Annotated in this window: 22 protein-coding genes; 13 read left to right on the top strand and 9 right to left on the bottom strand. The window is 63.1% G+C overall.

The window, feature by feature from the left end; translation table 11 throughout:
• Nucleotides 1-39 precede the first annotated feature (39 nt).
• The 9 genes from ACSFB7_RS34650 (at nucleotide 40) to hemP (ending at nucleotide 6,623) form a co-directional block, all read left to right on the top strand.
• Nucleotides 40-849: a DUF4198 domain-containing protein gene (locus tag ACSFB7_RS34650; RefSeq protein WP_435476871.1), complete on the top strand. Its 810-nt coding sequence runs from the start codon at nucleotides 40-42 to the stop codon at nucleotides 847-849.
• Between the two features lie 11 nt (nucleotides 850-860).
• On the top strand, nucleotides 861-1,865 hold the full coding sequence (locus tag ACSFB7_RS34645; protein ID WP_435476870.1) for an FAD:protein FMN transferase: 1,005 nt from the start codon (nucleotides 861-863) through the stop codon (nucleotides 1,863-1,865).
• Nucleotides 1,862-3,229 (top strand): sulfite reductase subunit alpha, encoded by a 1,368-nt coding sequence (locus tag ACSFB7_RS34640; protein ID WP_435476869.1) that lies wholly within the window; start codon nucleotides 1,862-1,864, stop codon nucleotides 3,227-3,229. Before ACSFB7_RS34645 ends, ACSFB7_RS34640 begins: the two co-directional genes overlap by 4 nt.
• A 77-nt stretch (nucleotides 3,230-3,306) precedes the next feature.
• Nucleotides 3,307-3,987, top strand: coding sequence for a Fe2+-dependent dioxygenase (locus ACSFB7_RS34635; protein ID WP_435476868.1), 681 nt, complete (start codon nucleotides 3,307-3,309; stop codon nucleotides 3,985-3,987).
• A 114-nt stretch (nucleotides 3,988-4,101) separates the two neighbouring features.
• Entirely contained in the window at nucleotides 4,102-4,374 is a 273-nt protein-coding gene (locus tag ACSFB7_RS34630; protein WP_435476867.1) for a (2Fe-2S)-binding protein, read from the top strand.
• 104 nt (nucleotides 4,375-4,478) lie between these two features.
• Entirely contained in the window at nucleotides 4,479-5,162 is a 684-nt protein-coding gene (locus ACSFB7_RS34625) for an energy transducer TonB (RefSeq protein WP_435476970.1), read from the top strand.
• Between the two features lie 22 nt (nucleotides 5,163-5,184).
• Nucleotides 5,185-5,901 (top strand): MotA/TolQ/ExbB proton channel family protein, encoded by a 717-nt coding sequence (locus tag ACSFB7_RS34620; RefSeq protein WP_435476866.1) that lies wholly within the window; start codon nucleotides 5,185-5,187, stop codon nucleotides 5,899-5,901.
• Between the two features lie 2 nt (nucleotides 5,902-5,903).
• On the top strand, nucleotides 5,904-6,317 hold the full coding sequence (locus tag ACSFB7_RS34615; protein WP_435476865.1) for an ExbD/TolR family protein: 414 nt from the start codon (nucleotides 5,904-5,906) through the stop codon (nucleotides 6,315-6,317).
• A 93-nt stretch (nucleotides 6,318-6,410) separates the two neighbouring features.
• Entirely contained in the window at nucleotides 6,411-6,623 is a 213-nt protein-coding gene (gene hemP / locus ACSFB7_RS34610; RefSeq protein ID WP_056520696.1) for a hemin uptake protein HemP, read from the top strand.
• A gap of 177 nt (nucleotides 6,624-6,800) precedes the next feature.
• On the opposite strand, the gene ACSFB7_RS34605 is transcribed toward hemP, so the two are convergent.
• Nucleotides 6,801-7,208, bottom strand: a complete 408-nt coding sequence (locus tag ACSFB7_RS34605) for a GlcG/HbpS family heme-binding protein (RefSeq protein ID WP_093236987.1) — start codon at nucleotides 7,206-7,208, stop codon at nucleotides 6,801-6,803.
• A 165-nt stretch (nucleotides 7,209-7,373) separates the two neighbouring features.
• Here ACSFB7_RS34605 and ACSFB7_RS34600 point away from each other — a divergent pair, with 165 nt between their 5' ends.
• Nucleotides 7,374-8,075 carry a Bax inhibitor-1/YccA family protein gene (locus tag ACSFB7_RS34600; RefSeq protein WP_187108943.1) on the top strand — a complete coding sequence of 234 codons (702 nt, stop codon included), beginning with the start codon at nucleotides 7,374-7,376 and terminating at the stop codon, nucleotides 8,073-8,075.
• Between the two features lie 51 nt (nucleotides 8,076-8,126).
• Here the strand turns inward: ACSFB7_RS34600 and rlmD are convergent, their stop codons facing one another.
• The 5 genes from rlmD to surE all read right to left on the bottom strand — a co-directional run bounded on the left by rlmD (nucleotide 8,127) and on the right by surE (nucleotide 13,123).
• Nucleotides 8,127-9,563 (bottom strand): 23S rRNA (uracil(1939)-C(5))-methyltransferase RlmD, encoded by a 1,437-nt coding sequence (gene rlmD, locus ACSFB7_RS34595; protein ID WP_435476864.1) that lies wholly within the window; start codon nucleotides 9,561-9,563, stop codon nucleotides 8,127-8,129.
• Between the two features lie 64 nt (nucleotides 9,564-9,627).
• Nucleotides 9,628-10,671, bottom strand: a complete 1,044-nt coding sequence (locus tag ACSFB7_RS34590) for a sigma-70 family RNA polymerase sigma factor (protein ID WP_435476863.1) — start codon at nucleotides 10,669-10,671, stop codon at nucleotides 9,628-9,630.
• 4 nt (nucleotides 10,672-10,675) lie between these two features.
• Nucleotides 10,676-11,578, bottom strand: coding sequence for a peptidoglycan DD-metalloendopeptidase family protein (locus ACSFB7_RS34585; protein ID WP_435476862.1), 903 nt, complete (start codon nucleotides 11,576-11,578; stop codon nucleotides 10,676-10,678).
• A gap of 11 nt (nucleotides 11,579-11,589) precedes the next feature.
• On the bottom strand, nucleotides 11,590-12,363 hold the full coding sequence (locus tag ACSFB7_RS34580; RefSeq protein WP_435476861.1) for a protein-L-isoaspartate(D-aspartate) O-methyltransferase: 774 nt from the start codon (nucleotides 12,361-12,363) through the stop codon (nucleotides 11,590-11,592).
• 1 nt (nucleotide 12,364) lies between these two features.
• Nucleotides 12,365-13,123 carry a 5'/3'-nucleotidase SurE gene (surE, locus tag ACSFB7_RS34575; RefSeq protein ID WP_435476860.1) on the bottom strand — a complete coding sequence of 253 codons (759 nt, stop codon included), beginning with the start codon at nucleotides 13,121-13,123 and terminating at the stop codon, nucleotides 12,365-12,367.
• Nucleotides 13,124-13,251: 128 nt separating this feature from the next.
• Between surE and ACSFB7_RS34570 the strand changes: the two genes are divergently transcribed.
• Nucleotides 13,252-14,238: an NADPH:quinone oxidoreductase family protein gene (locus ACSFB7_RS34570; RefSeq protein WP_435476859.1), complete on the top strand. Its 987-nt coding sequence runs from the start codon at nucleotides 13,252-13,254 to the stop codon at nucleotides 14,236-14,238.
• 84 nt (nucleotides 14,239-14,322) lie between these two features.
• Here ACSFB7_RS34570 and ACSFB7_RS34565 read toward each other — a convergent pair whose 3' ends face one another.
• Both ACSFB7_RS34565 and ACSFB7_RS34560 read right to left on the bottom strand, forming a co-directional pair.
• Nucleotides 14,323-14,667: an H-NS histone family protein gene (locus ACSFB7_RS34565; RefSeq protein ID WP_435476858.1), complete on the bottom strand. Its 345-nt coding sequence runs from the start codon at nucleotides 14,665-14,667 to the stop codon at nucleotides 14,323-14,325.
• Between the two features lie 180 nt (nucleotides 14,668-14,847).
• Nucleotides 14,848-15,090 carry a hypothetical protein gene (locus ACSFB7_RS34560; protein WP_435476857.1) on the bottom strand — a complete coding sequence of 81 codons (243 nt, stop codon included), beginning with the start codon at nucleotides 15,088-15,090 and terminating at the stop codon, nucleotides 14,848-14,850.
• A 50-nt stretch (nucleotides 15,091-15,140) separates the two neighbouring features.
• On the opposite strand from ACSFB7_RS34560, the gene ACSFB7_RS34555 reads away from it, so the two are divergent.
• Both ACSFB7_RS34555 and ACSFB7_RS34550 read left to right on the top strand, forming a co-directional pair.
• Nucleotides 15,141-15,899 (top strand): TRADD-N-associated membrane domain-containing protein, encoded by a 759-nt coding sequence (locus tag ACSFB7_RS34555; protein WP_435476856.1) that lies wholly within the window; start codon nucleotides 15,141-15,143, stop codon nucleotides 15,897-15,899.
• Between the two features lie 9 nt (nucleotides 15,900-15,908).
• On the top strand, nucleotides 15,909-16,190 hold the full coding sequence (locus ACSFB7_RS34550; protein WP_435476855.1) for a hypothetical protein: 282 nt from the start codon (nucleotides 15,909-15,911) through the stop codon (nucleotides 16,188-16,190).
• On the opposite strand, the gene ACSFB7_RS34545 is transcribed toward ACSFB7_RS34550, so the two are convergent.
• Entirely contained in the window at nucleotides 16,153-16,386 is a 234-nt protein-coding gene (locus tag ACSFB7_RS34545) for a nuclear transport factor 2 family protein (RefSeq protein ID WP_435476854.1), read from the bottom strand. The genes ACSFB7_RS34550 and ACSFB7_RS34545 overlap by 38 nt on opposite strands.
• Between the last annotated feature and the right edge of the window lie 287 nt (nucleotides 16,387-16,673).

Raw genomic sequence — 16,673 nt, 5'->3', positions numbered from 1 at the left:
CCCGCTCTTCATCTACAGCCGTCACCCCAAGGACTTCTCATGACCCGCCCTACCCTGCGCGCTGCCAGTTTTGCCATTGCCCTGTCGGCCATCGCGTCCGTGTCCCAGGCGCACAACGCCTGGCTGCTGCCCTCTTCCACCGTGTTCTCCAAGGCCGATACGGTCACGGTAGACGCGGCGGTGTCGAACGACCTGTTCGTCGCCAACCACGCATCGCTGCGGCTCGACGGCCTGCAGATCACCGCGCCCGACGGCAGCACGGTCAAGCCCGAGACCGAGGCCAAGCTCAAGTTTCGCAACGTGTTCGATGTGAGCGTCGCGCAGCCGGGCACCTACCGCATCGCGGTGGTCAACGGCGGCGCATTCGCCAACTGGAAAGACAAGGCAACGGGCCAGAACAAACGTGCACGCGGCACGCCCGAGAGCCTTGCCAAGGAAATTCCGGCCGACGCGCAAGAACTGGCGATCACCCAGTCGGCCGGCCGCATCGAGACTTTCGTGACCGTCGGCAAGCCCTCGGCGCTCAAGCCGATCGGCCAGGGCCTGGAGCTGATTGCAACCGGTAGCCCGACCGACCTGGTCAAGGGCGAAAAAGCCACCTTCACGCTGCAGCTGGATGGCCAGCCCGCCAAGGGCCTCGAAGTGAGCGTGACGGCCGGCAACACCCAGTACCGCGACAAGCTCGAAGAGGCCAAGCTCAAGACCGACGACAAGGGCCAGTTCAGCGTGACCTGGCCGGCCGCCGGCATGTACTGGCTCGAAGCCACCACCAAGGACAACAAGACCACGGTGCCACAAGCCAAGGAACGCCGCCTGAGCTATGCGGCCACCCTTGAAGTGATGCCCTGACGCAGCAAGCCTTGGGTCTTTCCTTCAGTTCCTGGCGCGCCGGCGGCTACGCCAACGCAGCCGTTCCACGCCGCGCCGATCCGGCCAGCCTGCAGCAGTTGGGTGGCCAGACCATGGGTACCACCTGGTCGCTGCGCTTTGACAACCCGAAAATGCTGCCGCTGACGCAAGTGCGCGAAGCGGTCGATGCGACGCTTGCCCGGGTGGTCGCGCAGATGAGCCACTGGGAGCCAGAGTCGGACATCACTCGCTTCAACCGCGCGCAAGCCGGGTCGCGCCACGTGCTGCCACGGGAATTCGCCGAGGTCATGGCCTGCGCCCTTCGATGGGCGGCCGCCAGCGGCGGTGCGATCGATCCGACCGTCGGTCCGCTGATCGCTTGCTGGGGTTTCGGTCCGGAAGCACAAGAGGTGGGACTGCCCACTGCGGAAGCACTCGCCGATGCGCGCGCACGGGTCGACTGGCAACGGCTGGCCTTCGATGCGGCCGAAGGTTCGTTGGCACAGCCGGGCGGTATCGCGCTCGATCTTTCGGGCATTGCCAAGGGCTTCGTGGTCGACCATGGCGCCGAGGCGCTGCGTGCGCTGGACCTGGCCGACTTCTTGTTCGAGATTGGGGGAGAACTACGAGGCGTCGGCCGGCGACCTGGCGGGCAACCGTGGCAAGTACAGGTCGACAGTGAACCTGCGGCCCCGCGACGCATCGCGCTCGCCGACATGGCGGTCGCTACGTCAGGCGATCGCTGGCATCAGCGCACACACGAAGGGCGTCGCTGGTCGCACACCATCGATCCGCGCACCGGCGAGCCGACGGCGCACTCGCTGGCAAGTGTCACTGTGCTGCATGCCGAATGCATACAAGCCGATGCCCTGGCCACCGTGCTGACAGTGTTGGGGCAGGAAGAAGGGCTCGACTTCGCAGAGCGGCACGATGTGGCTGCGCTGTTCGTGAATCACGGCGAAGAACCGTCTGCCACGCAAACCACACGCGCCTGGCGCGCGCAGACCGAGGCATGAACGAAGCTGCATGGCGCGCGCTGAGCGCGGGCTCCACCGTGGCGCTCTATGCGGCACTCTGCGCGGGAATCTATCTGCGCCAACTCAGGCAGAAAGCAGCCACGGCAAGAGATGCCGCTGCGCTTTCGAGCGACGGCGACAAGCCTTCCACGCTCGTGTTGTTCGCAAGCCAGACAGGCCAGGCCGAAGCCATCGCCTGGCAGACCGCCCGGCAGTTGCGCGCTGCAGGCACACCTGCACGGGTGATGGAACTGAACGCGCTCGACGCCGCAACCTTGGGCGCTACAAGTCGCGCCCTCTTCGTGGCAAGCACCTACGGCGAAGGCGACGCGCCCGACAGCGCCAGCGTGTTCGCCGAACGCGTGATGGGATCGCCCCCGCCACTGGGTTCGCTCCGCTATGCCGTGCTGGCCCTCGGCGATCGCCAATACGCCAACTTCTGCGGTTTCGGTCGCGCACTCGATGACTGGCTGCTGGCCGCGGGCGCCGTCCGGGAATTCGAACGCATCGAAGTCGACAACAGCGACCCCGTCGCGCTGACCGAATGGCAGACCCGATGGGGCTACGTGGCGGACGCGGAACCCGGCAGCGGAGATACGGCAGTGGCATTTGCGCAGTGGCGGCTCACCACACGCAGGCTGCTCAACCCCGGCAGCGCCGGCGCCCCTGTCTTCCATCTGGGACTGGTGCCTCAGGCCGGCGCCATGCCGCATTGGGCGTCCGGCGATCTGGCTCAGGTTTCAGTCGCGAGCGACCCGACGCGTCCGCGCGATTACTCGATCGCATCGCTGCACTCCGACGGCGAACTGCAATTGCTGGTTCGGCAGGAGCAGCACCCTGACGGCACGCTGGGCAGCGCGTCGGGCCTGCTCACCTCCACCCTCGCCGTCGGCGATACCGTGGCCTTGCGGTTGCGACCGCACCGCGGGTTCCGCCTCGATGGCAACGAAGCGCGGCCGCTGATCCTTATCGGCAACGGCACCGGTCTGGCCGGCCTTCGCGCCCATCTGCGCGCCCGCGCCGCTGCGGGCAGGCACGACAACTGGCTGGTGTTTGGCGAACGCCAGGCAGCGCACGATTTCCTGCACCAGGAAGAAATCGAGACCTGGCAAGCCAACGGCGTGCTGCAGCGTCTGGACATGGTGTTTTCGCGCGACCAGCCCGAGCGCGTCTATGTCCAACATCGGCTGCTGCAATCGGCCGGCACCCTGCTCGAATGGCTGCACAACGGTGCAGCCGTCTACGTCTGCGGAAGCCTGCAGGGCATGGCGTCGGGGGTGGATTCAGCATTGCGGCAGATCGCCGGCGAGGCGCTTCTGGGCGAGATGCTGGCGAGCGGGCGCTACCGCCGCGACGTTTACTGAGCGTCGCCTTCTTACGCAATGCGACACTCGAACCCCGGCGCGCGCCGGAGCCTTTCTCTTTGCGGAGTTCCTGACAAATGATGCTGCATGTGCCTGACGTGCTGAGTTCCACCCAGGTGCGCGAAATGCGCGCGGCGCTCGACGCCACGAACTGGATCGATGGCCGGGAGACCGTCGGCGACCAGGGTGCGCAGGTCAAGCGCAATCGGCAGTTGCCGGAGCAATCAGCCGTTGGACGCGAGCTCGGCAGCGTGGTACTCGCCGCGCTGGCCCAGCATGCGCTGTTCTTTTCGGCGGCGTTGCCCTCGCGTTTTGTTCCACCGCTGTTCAACCGCTACGAGGGGGGCGAGCACTACGGGGTTCACATCGACGGCGCGGTGCGCTCGCTGCCCGGAAGTGCGCAACAACTGAGAACCGACCTGTCTTGCACGCTGTTTTTGTGCGATCCGGACGAATACGAAGGCGGCGAACTGGAAGTGATCGACACCTACGGGTCGCACGAAGTGAAGCTTCCGGCCGGCGACCTCATTCTTTATCCGGCCAGCAGCCTGCATCGCGTCAACCCGGTGACCCGCGGGGCGCGCGTGTGCTCGTTCTTCTGGCTGCAGAGCATGGTGCGCAATGACCAGCAGCGCGGCATGCTGTTCGAACTCGACCAGAACATCCAGAAACTGCGTGCCCGCCTGGGTGAATGCGAGGAGACGGTGGCCCTGACGGGGCACTACCACAACCTCCTGCGGCTCTGGTCGGAGGTCTAGCGATCCGCCCTGGGGCCTGAATAAGTCGGTAACACCATAGTTATTGCAAATGCGATGGATTCTTATTTATAATGAACTACATCCAACAGCCAGCCAACTGCCGCTTTCACAGCCATGATCGTTTGCGTCTGCCGCCGAGTCTCCGACCGTGAAATCGCACGTCATGTGCGGGCCGGGATGACTTTCGACGAAGTGCAATTCGAACTCGGCGTAGCCACCCAGTGTGGTCAGTGTGAAGGTTGTGCGCGCGATATCGTCGCGCAGTGCAGCGCTTCGCACCCGGTCGCCGCGTTGCATTGCGAAACGGGCCCGAGAGCGATCCAGCTTGCCAACTCCATCAAGGAAAGCAAGGCATGGAACTCGTCTCGGCACTCGGCGGCAGCCTGATCCTGGTCGCAGGTTCAGTCTGGTGGATTTTTCACAAGTGATGTTGTCGTAGCGGTTTTGCTGCAATCGGGGTACGTTTCGCCGTGCCCGCATTCGAATGGTTGATCGTGTCTGACCGCTTTGCCCCCCCTCCTTCCGTCCTGGGTATCTCGCGCAATGTCGTCATTGCCGGCAGCGTCATCCTGTTTCATGCCGCCGCCCTCTGGGCGCTGCAGAGCGGATTGCTGCGCCGCGCCGCCGAAATTGTGATTCCAGTCGAAATACTGAGCCAGTTCGTCGAGCCGCCGAAGCCCAAGGTGGATCCGCCACCGCCGCCTCCGCCCCAACCCAAGGTGACCAAGGCGCCGCCGCCACCGCGGCCACAGGCCATCCGCGAGCCAAAGCCCACGCCGGCACCCCAGGCGCCTGTCGGAACCACGGAACCGCCACCTCCGGCGGCACCACCATCACCCCCTGCTCCGCCAGCACCTCCCGCACCGCCGCCGGCGCCGCCAGCACCACCTGCGGTGCAACTGCCGTCGAGCAACGCCGACTATCTGCAAAACCCGAAAGCGACCTACCCCGCCATGAGCAAACGGCTCGGCGAACAAGGCAAGGTGATCGTTCGGGTGCTGGTCGGTGTCGACGGCCTGCCCAAGAGCGCAGAAGTCAAGAAGTCGAGCGGCTTCGATCGCCTGGACGAGGCCGCTGTCGAATACATCCTCAAATGCCGGTTCGTGCCCGGCAAGGTCAACGGCGTGGTACAGGCCATGTCCTATGACGCCCCCGTCAACTACGTTCTGAACTAATTTTTCTCTGGAGCAACTTCGTATGGATTCCCAATTTGGCTTGATGAACGTCTGGAACCAGGGCGATTTCGTCACCAAGGCCGTCGCGGTGCTGCTGATCGGCATGTCGCTCGCGTCGTGGATCGTGATCATCGTCAAGGCCCTCGACGTCATCAAGTACAAGCGCCTTGCCAAGCACTCGCAAGATTTCTGGCACAGCGAAGACTTCGCCACCGCACTCAACAAGCTCGGCAAGGACGACAGCAACCCGTTCCGCGCACTGGCGCTCGAAGGCCGCGAAGCCGCGGCGCACCACCGCAACACCAAGGCCCACCTGCACGATGCGCTCGACGTGAGCGACTGGATCACGCGCTCGCTGCGCAATGGCATCGACGCATTCACCGCTCGCCTGCAGACCGGGCTCGCGGTCCTGGCATCGGTCGGCTCGACCGCCCCCTTCATCGGCCTGTTCGGCACGGTCTGGGGCATCTACCACGCGCTGATGAGCATCGGTTCGGCCGGACAGGCCACCATCGACAAGGTGGCGGGCCCGATCGGCGAAGCGCTGATCATGACGGCGCTGGGCCTGGCGGTGGCCATTCCCGCAGTGCTTGGCTACAACGCCCTGGTTCGCGGCAACAAGTTCGTGCTGACCAAGCTCAACAGCTTTGCGCACGACCTGCACGCCTATTTCGTGACCGGCGCCCGAGTGCAAAGCGGTAGCGGCGAAGCCATCGTGGTTCCGCTCAAGAAGGGCTGATCATGGCTTTCGGAACGCAAGACGAACCCGATGAGGTGATGAACGAGATCAACATGACGCCGCTGGTCGACGTCATGCTGGTGCTCCTGATCATCTTCATCATCACCGTGCCGGTGATGAAGCACGCAGTCAACATCGACCTGCCGCGCGCCACCAGCGAGCCCGAACAGCCGAAGCCGCAGAACATCCTGTTCAGCGTGACGGCCGACGGCACCTACTACTGGAACGAACAGAAGATCGAAGACAGCGAACTGCCGAACCGCCTCGCTGCGGAAGCCGCCAAGGAACCTCAGCCCGAACTGCACATCCGCGGTGACAAGGCCGTTCGCTACGAGCGCGTGGCCAAGGCCATGTCGGAAGCCCGAGAAGCCGGCGTGCGCAAGATCGGCTTCATCACGGAGCCTGATACGAAGTGATCTGAATCGCGATTAAAAAAAGTTGATCGCGGCGATTGACTTTTTATTGCGAATCATTATCATTCACTCATCGCTTCGATAAGGGAACTCCAGATGCCAGCCACACCGAATGCCTTTTCTGTCCTGAACCATCCTTCGCTCGACCAATCGGGTGGCGGCCATGCGTCCATCCAGGCAACGCGTCCGGCGCCGATGGTTGAAAGCACGGAGCTGCTCAAGGGAAGCAAGACCGTGGGCATCATGCACAACGGTTCGCTCTATCGGCTTCAAGCCACCAAACTTGGCAAGCTGATCCTGACCAAGTAGGTCATTCAGCCCGCCCTCGCGCAAGTTTCATCGTGGGGCGACTCAAGGAGATTCATCTCCGAAGGGTCGTTTTTTGCTAGCCAACGGTTCGCCGACTAGCCAAGCTTTTTTTTCACGATGAACACCAAACAAAAACGCCGACTTCGAAGTCGGCGTTTTGCTTTGTGCGCGAGAAACTCAGAGGCCGAGGGCTGCAATGCCCGCCTTGGCAATCTGTGCGTCTTCATTCGACTTCACGCCGCTCACCCCGACTGCGCCAATCACGTGGCCGTCCTTCACGATCGGCACGCCGCCTTCGAGCAGGCCCTGCACCGCAGGTGCCGTCAGGAACGCGGTGCGGCCGCCGTTGATGATGTCTTCGTAGACCTTGCTTTCGCGCCGGCCCATGGCCGCCGTGTGCGCCTTGGCAGGGGCGATGTGCGAAGACAGCGCAGCGGCACCGTCGAGGCGCTGCAGCCAGAGCAGGTTGCCGGCGTCATCCGAGATGGCAATGGTCACAGCCCAGTTGTTCTTGAGAGCCTCGGCTTCGGCCGCTGCGGCAATGGCCTTGACATCGGCGAGTTCGAGGAATGATTTGGTCTTCATGATGAGCTCAGGTTGCGTAAAAACCCGACAGCATAACGGCCATGTCGCCAGAGGTGCCTGCGGCGCCTGTGAACATCCCTCTTGCGATCTTTCCGATAACCTGCACTTGCAGCCCCCTAGAATGCGCCCAACTTCGTCATTGCAGCAACCACAGGAGCTTCGGCCATGAACGACCGCGTCACCAGTCTCGACACTTCCACCGGCTACGGCCAGGCGCTGCCGCAGGCCGAGCGCCAACGTGTGCTGCGCAACACCTACTGGCTGCTTGCGCTGAGCCTGCTGCCCACCGTACTGGGCGCTTGGGTTGGCGTCAGCACCGGCATGACACGCTCGCTCACAGGCGGGCTGGGCCTCATGGTTTTCCTTGGCGGCGCCTTCGGTTTCATGTTCGCCATCGAGAAGACGAAGAATTCCGCCGCAGGCGTGCCCGTGCTGCTGGCCTTCACCTTCTTCATGGGCCTGATGCTGTCGCGCCTGATCGCGATGGTGCTCGGCTTCAAGAACGGCTCCGAACTCATCATGACGGCCTTCGGCGGCACCGCCGGCGTGTTCTTCGTGATGGCCACGCTGGCCACCGTCATCAAGCGCGACCTGTCGGGCATGGGCAAGTTCCTGTTCGTCGGCGCGATGGTGCTGATGTTCGGCGCCATCATCAACATCTTTGTCGGCTCGAGCACCGGCATGCTGGTCATCTCGGTGGCTGCCATCGGCATCTTCTCGGCCTACATGCTCTATGACCTGAAGCAGATCATGGACGGCGGCGAAACCAACTACATCACCGCCACGCTGGCCCTGTACCTCGACCTGTTCAATGTCTTCCAGAGCCTGCTGGCACTGTTGGGCATCTTCGGCGGCGAGCGCGACTGACATCGTCGACATTCACCCACCAAGAGAAAGGGCCCCGCGAGGGGCCCTTTTTCATTCCAGCTCGAACACCGCAATCGACTCGACGTGCGCCGTGTGCGGGAACATGTTGACCACGCCTGCAAAGGTGCAGCGATAGCCCGCCTGATGCACCAGCAACCCCGCGTCGCGCGCCAGCGTCGACGGATTGCAGCTCACGTACACGATGCGCTTCGGCGGCGTCCAGCCATCGGTGCGCAGTTCGGGCTGCTGGTGAAGATCGGCCATGGCCTTGGCGAGCGCAAAGGCGCCTTCGCGCGGCGGGTCGACCAGCCATTTGTCCGCGCTGCCGTCAGCCACCAGCATCGCCGGCGTCATCTCGAACAGATCGCGCGCTACAAATTTAGTAGCGGATAGCGCACGTCGCGCGGCCGTTGCAGGCTGATTCTTCTTGAAGTTGTCGGTCGCACGTGTCACCAGCGTGTCGCTGCCCTCGATGCCCAGCACTTCGCGCGCCTGGCTCGCCAGGGGCAGCGTGAAGTTGCCGAGCCCGCAAAACCAGTCGATCACCCGCTCTTCAGGCTGCACGTCGAGCAGGCGCAGCGCCTTGCCCACCAGCGCCCGGTTGATGTGCGGGTTGACCTGCGTGAAATCGGTGGGCTTGAACGGCATCGTGACGCCGAATTCGGGCAGCCGGTACGCCAGTTGCGCCCCCCCCTCCTCCAGCAGCTTCACCGTGTCTGGCCCCTTGGCCTGCAGCCACCACTGAACGCCTTCGTTTGCCGCTGCAAAAGCCTTCAGCCGGTCGATGTCGGCCGGCGACAGCGGCTCCAGGTGCCGCAGCACCAACGCGATCGTGCCGAGCGCCGTGGAGCCCGGTGCGTCGCCGCAGGCCAGTTCGATCTGCGGACAGGTCTCGCGCGCATCCATCGAGCCGATCAGCGCGCGCAGCGGCATCAGCATCTCGCTGATCTGCTTGGGCAACACCGGGCACACCTGCATGTCGGCAAGGTAGCGGCTCTTGCGCTCATGAAAGCCGATCAGCACCGTGCCCTTCTTGACCACATGGCGCACCGACAGCCGCGCGCGGTAGCGGTAGTGCCAGGCCGGTCCTTCGAGCGGCCGCAGGACGTTTTCCGGGCGCACCTTGCCCAGATGCCACAGGTTGTCTTCCAGCGCACGCTGCTTCACGGCCACCTGCGCCGCCGCATCCAGATGCTGCATCTTGCAACCGCCACATGCGCCCGTGTGGAGGCCGAAATGCGGGCAGCCCGGGCGCACCCGCTGCGACGACTCGCGCCGGATGGCCGTGACCGTGCCTTGCTCCCAGTTGTTCTTGCGGCGATGGACGTTGAATTGCACTTCCTCGAAAGGCAATGCGCCTTCGATGAAGACGACCATGCCGTCGGCCTTGTGTGCAACGCCCTGCGCGTCGAGGTCCAGCGACTCGACCTGCAGCCATTCGTTGCCGGGATTTGTGGGGGGTTTCTTTTCTTCGATGGGTTCCGTCATGCCCCGATTGTCTCAGCGCGGACCGGGGGGTCTTGCCGCGCAGCGGCGCGCACCTCCCGCGCAACTAGAACAGCGCGTCCCGGCCGATGCCCGAGCGCGCCAGCTGCCGTCGCATCTTGGCCAGGGCCTCGTTCTGGATCTGCCTGACGCGCTCGCGCGTGAGGCCCAGGCGAACACTCAACACCTCCAGTGTTTCGGGCTCGCGGTCATGCAGGCCGTAGCGCCCCTCCAGCACCTCGCGCTCGCGCGCATCGAGGGCGTGGATCCACTGGTCGAGCAGGCGCTCCACCTCGTGCGCCTGCGTCACGCCGGTCGGGTTGCCCTGCTCGTCATCGGAGGCCACGGTGTCGGCGAGCGTGAAGCCTTCGTCTCCGCGCGCATCACCCGCATCCAGCGAACGCGGAGCCTCGGCGAGCGCCAGGAGATCGGCCACTGCCTGCACTTCGCGGCCGAGCAACGCGGCAATGTCTTCCACGCGCACGCCATCCGGACGATGAGCGAGAAATTCCGCATCGCTTTCGAGCACGCGGCGAGCGCGCAACACCTGCTGCAGTTCGCGCACCACATGAACCGGCAGGCGGATCGCACGCGCCTGCGTCATGACGGCCCGCTCGACGGATTGACGAATCCACCAGGTCGCATACGTGGAAAAGCGAAAACCCCGCTCGGGCTCGAACTTGGTGATGGCATGCATCAGTCCGAGATTGCCCTCTTCGATGAGGTCCGACAGTGGCACGCCGCGCCCGAGGTAGCTCTTGGCGATGTTGACCACGAGCCGCAGGTTGTGCTCGATCATCGACTGCCGCGCCGCAAAATCGCCGGCTCGTGCGGCACATGCCGTCTGGTATTCCTCGCCGGGCGTGAAGAGTTCGGTGCGCCTGACCTGGCGCAGGTAGATGGTCAGTGCGTCGGCACCCTCGCCACCGATCGATTCGGCCATGACGCCTTGGGTCGGCACGCCGTCCGCACTCGGAAGGTCGACAACGCCCTCTACCGGAAGCGAGCCTTCGTCCTGGGGGGTTTTGTCGCGAGAAAAAGAAAGAGATGGGCTACCTCGACCCGCCAGCCCGCGCACTGGCAACGTGCGACGGGGGCGGGAGGCAGCCATGGCATCACCGGCTGGGCAGGTAGCGCGAAGGATCGACGGGCTTGCCCTGGCGGCGAATCTCGAAATGCAGCTTCACGCGATCTGCATCGCTGTTGCCCATTTCGGCGATCTTCTGGCCCTTCTGAACCGACTGGTCTTCCTTCACGAGCAGCGTCTGGTTGTGCGCATACGCCGTGAGGTAGGTGTTGTTGTGCTTCAGGATGATCAGGTTGCCATAGCCGCGCAGGCCGGCACCGGCATAGACCACGCGGCCGTCGGCAGCGGCCAGCACGGGGTCACCCGCCTTGCCGCTGATGTCGTAGCCCTTGTTCTTGGCTTCGTCGAAGCCCGCGATCAGCGAGCCACTGGCAGGCCAGATCCAGCCGAGGTCTTCATCACCCGAATTGCCGTTGCTGCCCGGACCCGCCGGAGAAGCGGTCACCGCAGCCGGTGGCTTGCTCGCACCGCTGGCCGGTGTGGAAGGCACGATGGCAGGCGGCGGTGCCACGGGTTTCGTGACTGCGCCATCAGAGCCCGAAGGCGCTGTAGCGACTGCTGTTCCCGAGCCCGTCGGCGGAATCACGCGCAGCACCTGGCCGACTTCGATCAGGTCCGGATTCTCGATGTTGTTCCAGCGAACGATGTCTTGCCAGCGCTGGCCCGTCTCGTTGCCGATGCGGCGGATCGAGTCACCGGGGCGCACTGCGTAGTAGCCGGGCTTGCCGTAGTTCTCGATACCGGCGAGCGGCTTGCCGTTGGCGTCGGTGGTGATGGGCGGACCACCAGGCACTGTCGCGCTCGGTGCGCGCGTCATCGTGCCGCGGTCTTCGACTGGAGCCGGCCCACGCGGTGCGGCGCAGCCCGCGATCACGAGCACAACGGCCAACGTGACGCCAGCGAACCAACTCCGATTGCCAAAACCCTGCATTTGTTATTCCTTCAAGCGATGCCTGATTTTAGGGGGACAAAGTGGACCGCCTCAAGAATGAGCCGCTCCAGCCCCCGGGGGGTCTTGTCGATGACGACAAGGGCTTGGCCACCACTCGCGGAATGGGTCGGGGCCACGATGCGCCCGCCCACGGCAAGCTGCGTGATCCAGGCCTCCGGCACGGCTTCACCGCCAGCGGCCGCAATGATGCCGGCATAGGGCGCGCCCTTGGCATAGCCGACCATGCCGTCGCCCAGCATCAGGTGCACCGTGGCCAACCTGAAATGACGCAGATTGGCGCGGGCGCGCTCATGCAGGCCGCGCAAGCGTTCGATGCTGTAGACCTCGGTGGCCACCTGGTTCAGCACGGCCGCCTGATAGCCGCAGCCGGTACCGATTTCGAGCACGCGGCCCAGCCGCTCCTGCGGCTTGCCGGCGAGAGCCGGAGCCCCGAGCAGCAACTCGATCATGCGAGCCACCACACTGGGCTTCGAGATGGTCTGTCCCAGGCCGATAGGCAGGCTTGTGTCTTCATAAGCCTGGTTGACCAGCGCGCTGTCGACAAAGCGATGCCGGTCCACCGTGCTCATCGCACGCAGCACGCGCGGGTCGGAAATGCCCTGGGCCGCGAGCTTCTGGACCATGCGCGCGCGCACGGCATCGGAAGCCATCGAAGGCGTGGTCGGCACCATGGGCTTGACCGGCGCGGCAGGCATGCGCCCGCGCGTGGCGGCCGAAGCGGTTGGGGTCAGGCGAACCGGGAAGCTGGGCCGTTGCGTGGCCATGTCAGTTGCCGAGACGGGCCACGGTCTCGCGCCACTGCCCGAGGTTGGCGTGGTCGGTCAGGTCGATCTGCAACGGCGTCAAGGCAATGTGGCCGGCCGCGGTGGCATGAAAGTCGGTGCCCTCGCCGCTGTCCTTGGCGCTGCCGGCGCCCGCGATCCAGTACATGGTCTCGCCGCGCGGGCTGTCCTGGGTGATCACTTTTTCCGCGGAGTGGCGACGGCCGAGCCTGCAGACCTTGACGGGCTTCAGCTCATCGAAAGGCCGGTTAGGCACGTTCACATTGAGCAGGAACGCAGCGCCGCCGAGCATGCGTTCGCGCTCGATCTGCTGCACCAGCCGCCGCGCGACCTGGGCCGCCGCATCCACATGCGCCCAGCCCTTCTCTATTTGAGAGAACGCAATGGCGGGAATGCCGAACAGATAGGCCTCCATTGCCGCGCCGACCGTGCCTGAATAGATGGTGTCGTCGCCCATGTTGGCGCCGTTGTTGATGCCGGAAACCACCAGGTCGGGCCGGTAGTCGAGCAGGCCCTTGAGCGCGATGTGCACGCAATCGGCCGGCGTGCCGGTCACATAGCGAAAGCCGTTGTGTGCTTCGCGCACGTACAGCGGGGCGGCCAACGTCAGCGCATTCGACTTGGCGCTGTTGTTGTGCTCGGGTGCAACCACCTCGACTTCGGCGATGTCCTTGAGCGCGTCATGCAGCGCGACGATGCCGGGCGCCTGAAAGCCATCGTCATTGGAAATAAGTATCTTCATGGTGCCTCTGGGTGCACCGGATTGTAGGCGTCGGGTGCGTCGCAGCAGGGACAAGGGCACCCCGCCGCGCCCCCTATCATCGCCCGCAGTCATTGCCCCAACATTACCCACCCGAAGGAGACCCGAGCATGCACGCATGGCTTTGCGAAAACCCCATTGGCGTCGACGCGCTGACCTGGAAGGAACTGCCGACACCCAACCCGGGCCCGGGCCAGGTGCTGATCGAAATCAAGGCGGCCAGCCTGAATTTCCCCGATCTGCTGATCGTGCAAAACAAATACCAGATGAAGCCGCCGCTACCCTTCGTGCCGGGCTCCGAATATGCGGGCGTCGTTCAGGCAGTCGGTGAAGGCGTCACGCACCTCAAGGTCGGGCAGAACGTGGCCTGCCTGTCGGGCACGGGCGGCTTCGGCACCCACACGCTGGCACCCGCTGCACTGTGCATGCCGCTGCCCGAGGGCTTTGGCTACGTCGACGCGGCGGCATTCATCATGATTTACGCGACCTCATGGCACGCGTTGATGGACCGCGCGCAACTCAAGGCCGGAGAAACAGTGCTGGTGCTCGGCGCGGCCGGCGGCGTGGGCACGGCAGCCATTCAGATTGCAAAAGCTGCCGGCGCCAAAGTCATTGCAGCGGCGTCCACCGATGAAAAATGCGAGCTTTGCCGCTCCATTGGCGCCGATGCCACCATCAACTACACGACCCACGCCCTGCCCAATGGCTTTCGCGATGCCGTCAAGGCCGCGACCGACGGCAAGGGCCCGGACGTGATTTACGACCCGGTGGGTGGCGATTTTGCAGAGCCGGCTTTTCGCTCGATCGCCTGGCGCGGCCGCTATTTGGTGGTGGGTTTTGCATCAGGCCCGATTCCGTCGCTGCCATTGAATCTGACGCTGTTGAAAGGCGCTTCGCTGGTAGGTGTGTTCTGGGGCGATTTCGCCAAGCGCGAGCCCAAGGCCAATGCGCAGATGATGGCCGAATTGGCTCAGTGGTACGGCCAGGGAAAGATCAAGCCGGTGATCGACAGCACCATGCCGATGGCGGAATTGAAAGCAGCGTATGCCCACATGGGTTCGCGTGGCGTCAAAGGAAAACTCGTCATGGTGAACTGAGCGCGCAGCACGCTGACGCCCAATAAAAAAGCCCGCTCATGCGGGCTTTTTTATTGGGCACGTGCCCAGTTTCGGTCGAGGCACTTACTTGATCTCGTAATCGGAAAGCGACTTGCCGGCTGCCAATGCTTCAGTCACCCAGCGCGGCTTGCGGCCACGGCCACCAGACCATGTTTCGCCCGTCGGGCCGCGGTATTTGGCGGCTGCCTTGGCTGGCGCAGCACTGGCGCTGCGCTTGACCGCACCCACGCGACCCGTGAGTTTCAGATCGGAAGCCGTCAAACCGTATTCGGCGATCTTCTTGCGCAACTCCTCGATCACGCCGGCGCGTTCATGGTTGCGCAGGTCTTCAGCCTGCTTGCGCAATTGCGCGATCAGTTCGTCGTGCTTCTTGATCTGGGAATTGATATCGGCGAGGGTCGAAGCCATTTTTGGACTCCAGAAATTGAAAACGGGTGGATTTTAATTCAGTTTACATTTGCCACAAGCATGTCGCCCGGAGAAAAAATTGGCGATTCATTGGGTTAATGCAACAGCGCGCAACGTAAAGCGCACCAATCTGGGCATTTATATACGAGCGGGGGGAGAAAGGGAGTATGCGGCGCGCTGTCAGAAGCGATAGCCGGAAATGACAACGCCGGGACAAGCCCGGCGGTGTAATCCTTTGATTGCTATTGAGCAATAGCGCAAAGGAGATATTTTGGGGTGGCTGATGGGACTAGAACCCACGACGACCAGAATCACAATCTGTTGCACCAACCCAACAACGACGCGGGCTGCAGCGATGTCAGCGAGAAGTTTAGCAGCTTTTCGGTCTCCATCCGGTGCGGCCTCCAAGCTGTTTGTTTCCATTCGATCCGCACTCTTTTTCAAGTGCAACTGAATGTTGTTAGCCTCCGCCGATGTTCGATCTTTTTAGTCCAGTGTTTCTTCTGATCTTGCGCGCCTGGCAAAGCGGAAATCCGCGGGTCCGCTTCGTCATCGGTGTCGTACTCGCGCTTTTCGCCGCAGCCATGACAGGTGGAGTGCTTGGGCGCATCAATCATGTGGATGAGAACATCGTCTTCTTCTACGTCATCAGCCTTGCAGGCGCGGGAAGCGTGCTCCTCGTGGCCATCGGTGCACATCAAACAATTGAAGACGAAAAAGCGAAAGCGCTTAAGCTGGATGCCGTAGAAGAGCGAGCTCGCGAACATCCTGAAAAGCCGCAACTTGCGTGGGATTTAGCACGCACAAAACTCGAGAGCTACCTTGACAGAAACTTGAGCCAAGTACGATCGATTTATTGGCTGACGCTCCTGGTGATGCTGTTCGGCTTCGGCTTTGTGATGTACGGCTTATTCCAAGCCTCTCAAGACTCCGCAAAGCTGCCCGTTTCGCTCATTGCCGCCGCCGCTGGCGTCATCATCAGCTTCATTGGTGGCTCGTTTTTGCTGGTGTTTCGCTCGATCTTGGCTGAGTCACGAGGCTACGTTACCGTCCTCGAACGAATCAACGCCGTCGGCATGGCTGTGCAGGTCATCGCAAACACTCCTGACTCGAACGCGGACCTCAAGCATGCGACCACCGCAAATTTGGCAAAGCAACTGCTGAACCTCTATGCAAGAACTCCTGCGGAAATAGAGCCCGTCGCCCCCAGCGGCAAAGACTCGGCACAGTAGCATGCGCCCATGTGGAAGCCCGACAAGCCCATCGTCATTGCCGGCCGTTCGCTGACCGATCAAGAGGCCTGGTGGCACGAGTTCACCGCCGAGTTCTACGAACTTTGCGGCGGTGATGTTGACCACGAATGGCTGGTCGGCTTGGCTGAGACGCTGTACTCGCTCAACGTCGATCGAGCACCGCGCGAAGCCGCTGAAGTCGCGGTCATGACCCTCGGCTACGAGTTGCCGGGCTACGAACTTGAAGAGCCGTTCACGCCCCCGTCGCCACGTCGTCCCGGGCTACATTGATGTGCACTTCAGTGGCGAAGGCTTGGAGCGCGGCCATCTTGGCATCGCGGAAGCGCCAGACGTCACAGTACGCGTAGCGGGTCAACTTCCCCTCGTCGTCTTTCAACTTGATCTCGCCGATGGCCACGACAAAGTCCCCCTCGGAGATCATGCGATGAACCTCGAACTTGGGTGGTTCCTCGTAAGCGGTTGCCATCCATTGGCGAACGGCCTCCTTGCCCGAGATTGTTCTATCGCCAACGAACGTCCATTCCGTGTCCTAGTGCAGAACTTCAGAAAACCCTCGTAGTCGCCTCCGACGATTGCTGCGTTGGCCTTCTCCAGAATCACCCTATAGCTTTCTGACATCCAAAACTCTCCTGTGTTGTAAGGGGCTGGCCATCCCATCTTGAACACCCGGGCGCTGGCGGTAACGATCCTGTCCACGAAGGAATAGATGGACATGATGGCAAACGGTCAAGAGGTGCGTCGGCGCCGGTACAG

The sequence above is a fragment of the Variovorax raffinosi genome, from assembly GCF_051216615.1.
GTDB lineage: Bacteria > Pseudomonadota > Gammaproteobacteria > Burkholderiales > Burkholderiaceae_C > Variovorax.
This window is presented reverse-complemented; position numbering and strand designations above follow the sequence as displayed.

What these genes read in the sequence shown, in the direction of transcription:
- ACSFB7_RS34650 (WP_435476871.1), top strand. Translation starts at nt 40, where the DNA reads ATGACCCGCCCTACCCTGCGCGCTGCCAGTTTTGCCATTGCCCTGTCG.
- ACSFB7_RS34640 (WP_435476869.1), top strand. Translation starts at nt 1,862, where the DNA reads ATGAACGAAGCTGCATGGCGCGCGCTGAGCGCGGGCTCCACCGTGGCG.
- ACSFB7_RS34635 (WP_435476868.1), top strand. Translation starts at nt 3,307, where the DNA reads ATGATGCTGCATGTGCCTGACGTGCTGAGTTCCACCCAGGTGCGCGAA.
- ACSFB7_RS34630 (WP_435476867.1), top strand. Translation starts at nt 4,102, where the DNA reads ATGATCGTTTGCGTCTGCCGCCGAGTCTCCGACCGTGAAATCGCACGT.
- ACSFB7_RS34620 (WP_435476866.1), top strand. Translation starts at nt 5,185, where the DNA reads ATGGATTCCCAATTTGGCTTGATGAACGTCTGGAACCAGGGCGATTTC.
- ACSFB7_RS34615 (WP_435476865.1), top strand. Translation starts at nt 5,904, where the DNA reads ATGGCTTTCGGAACGCAAGACGAACCCGATGAGGTGATGAACGAGATC.
- hemP (WP_056520696.1), top strand. Translation starts at nt 6,411, where the DNA reads ATGCCAGCCACACCGAATGCCTTTTCTGTCCTGAACCATCCTTCGCTC.
- ACSFB7_RS34605 (WP_093236987.1), bottom strand. Translation starts at nt 7,208, where the DNA reads ATGAAGACCAAATCATTCCTCGAACTCGCCGATGTCAAGGCCATTGCC.
- ACSFB7_RS34600 (WP_187108943.1), top strand. Translation starts at nt 7,374, where the DNA reads ATGAACGACCGCGTCACCAGTCTCGACACTTCCACCGGCTACGGCCAG.
- rlmD (WP_435476864.1), bottom strand. Translation starts at nt 9,563, where the DNA reads ATGACGGAACCCATCGAAGAAAAGAAACCCCCCACAAATCCCGGCAAC.
- ACSFB7_RS34590 (WP_435476863.1), bottom strand. Translation starts at nt 10,671, where the DNA reads ATGGCTGCCTCCCGCCCCCGTCGCACGTTGCCAGTGCGCGGGCTGGCG.
- ACSFB7_RS34585 (WP_435476862.1), bottom strand. Translation starts at nt 11,578, where the DNA reads ATGCAGGGTTTTGGCAATCGGAGTTGGTTCGCTGGCGTCACGTTGGCC.
- ACSFB7_RS34580 (WP_435476861.1), bottom strand. Translation starts at nt 12,363, where the DNA reads ATGGCCACGCAACGGCCCAGCTTCCCGGTTCGCCTGACCCCAACCGCT.
- surE (WP_435476860.1), bottom strand. Translation starts at nt 13,123, where the DNA reads ATGAAGATACTTATTTCCAATGACGATGGCTTTCAGGCGCCCGGCATC.
- ACSFB7_RS34570 (WP_435476859.1), top strand. Translation starts at nt 13,252, where the DNA reads ATGCACGCATGGCTTTGCGAAAACCCCATTGGCGTCGACGCGCTGACC.
- ACSFB7_RS34565 (WP_435476858.1), bottom strand. Translation starts at nt 14,667, where the DNA reads ATGGCTTCGACCCTCGCCGATATCAATTCCCAGATCAAGAAGCACGAC.
- ACSFB7_RS34560 (WP_435476857.1), bottom strand. Translation starts at nt 15,090, where the DNA reads ATGGAAACAAACAGCTTGGAGGCCGCACCGGATGGAGACCGAAAAGCT.
- ACSFB7_RS34555 (WP_435476856.1), top strand. Translation starts at nt 15,141, where the DNA reads ATGTTCGATCTTTTTAGTCCAGTGTTTCTTCTGATCTTGCGCGCCTGG.
- ACSFB7_RS34550 (WP_435476855.1), top strand. Translation starts at nt 15,909, where the DNA reads ATGTGGAAGCCCGACAAGCCCATCGTCATTGCCGGCCGTTCGCTGACC.
- ACSFB7_RS34545 (WP_435476854.1), bottom strand. Translation starts at nt 16,386, where the DNA reads ATGGCAACCGCTTACGAGGAACCACCCAAGTTCGAGGTTCATCGCATG.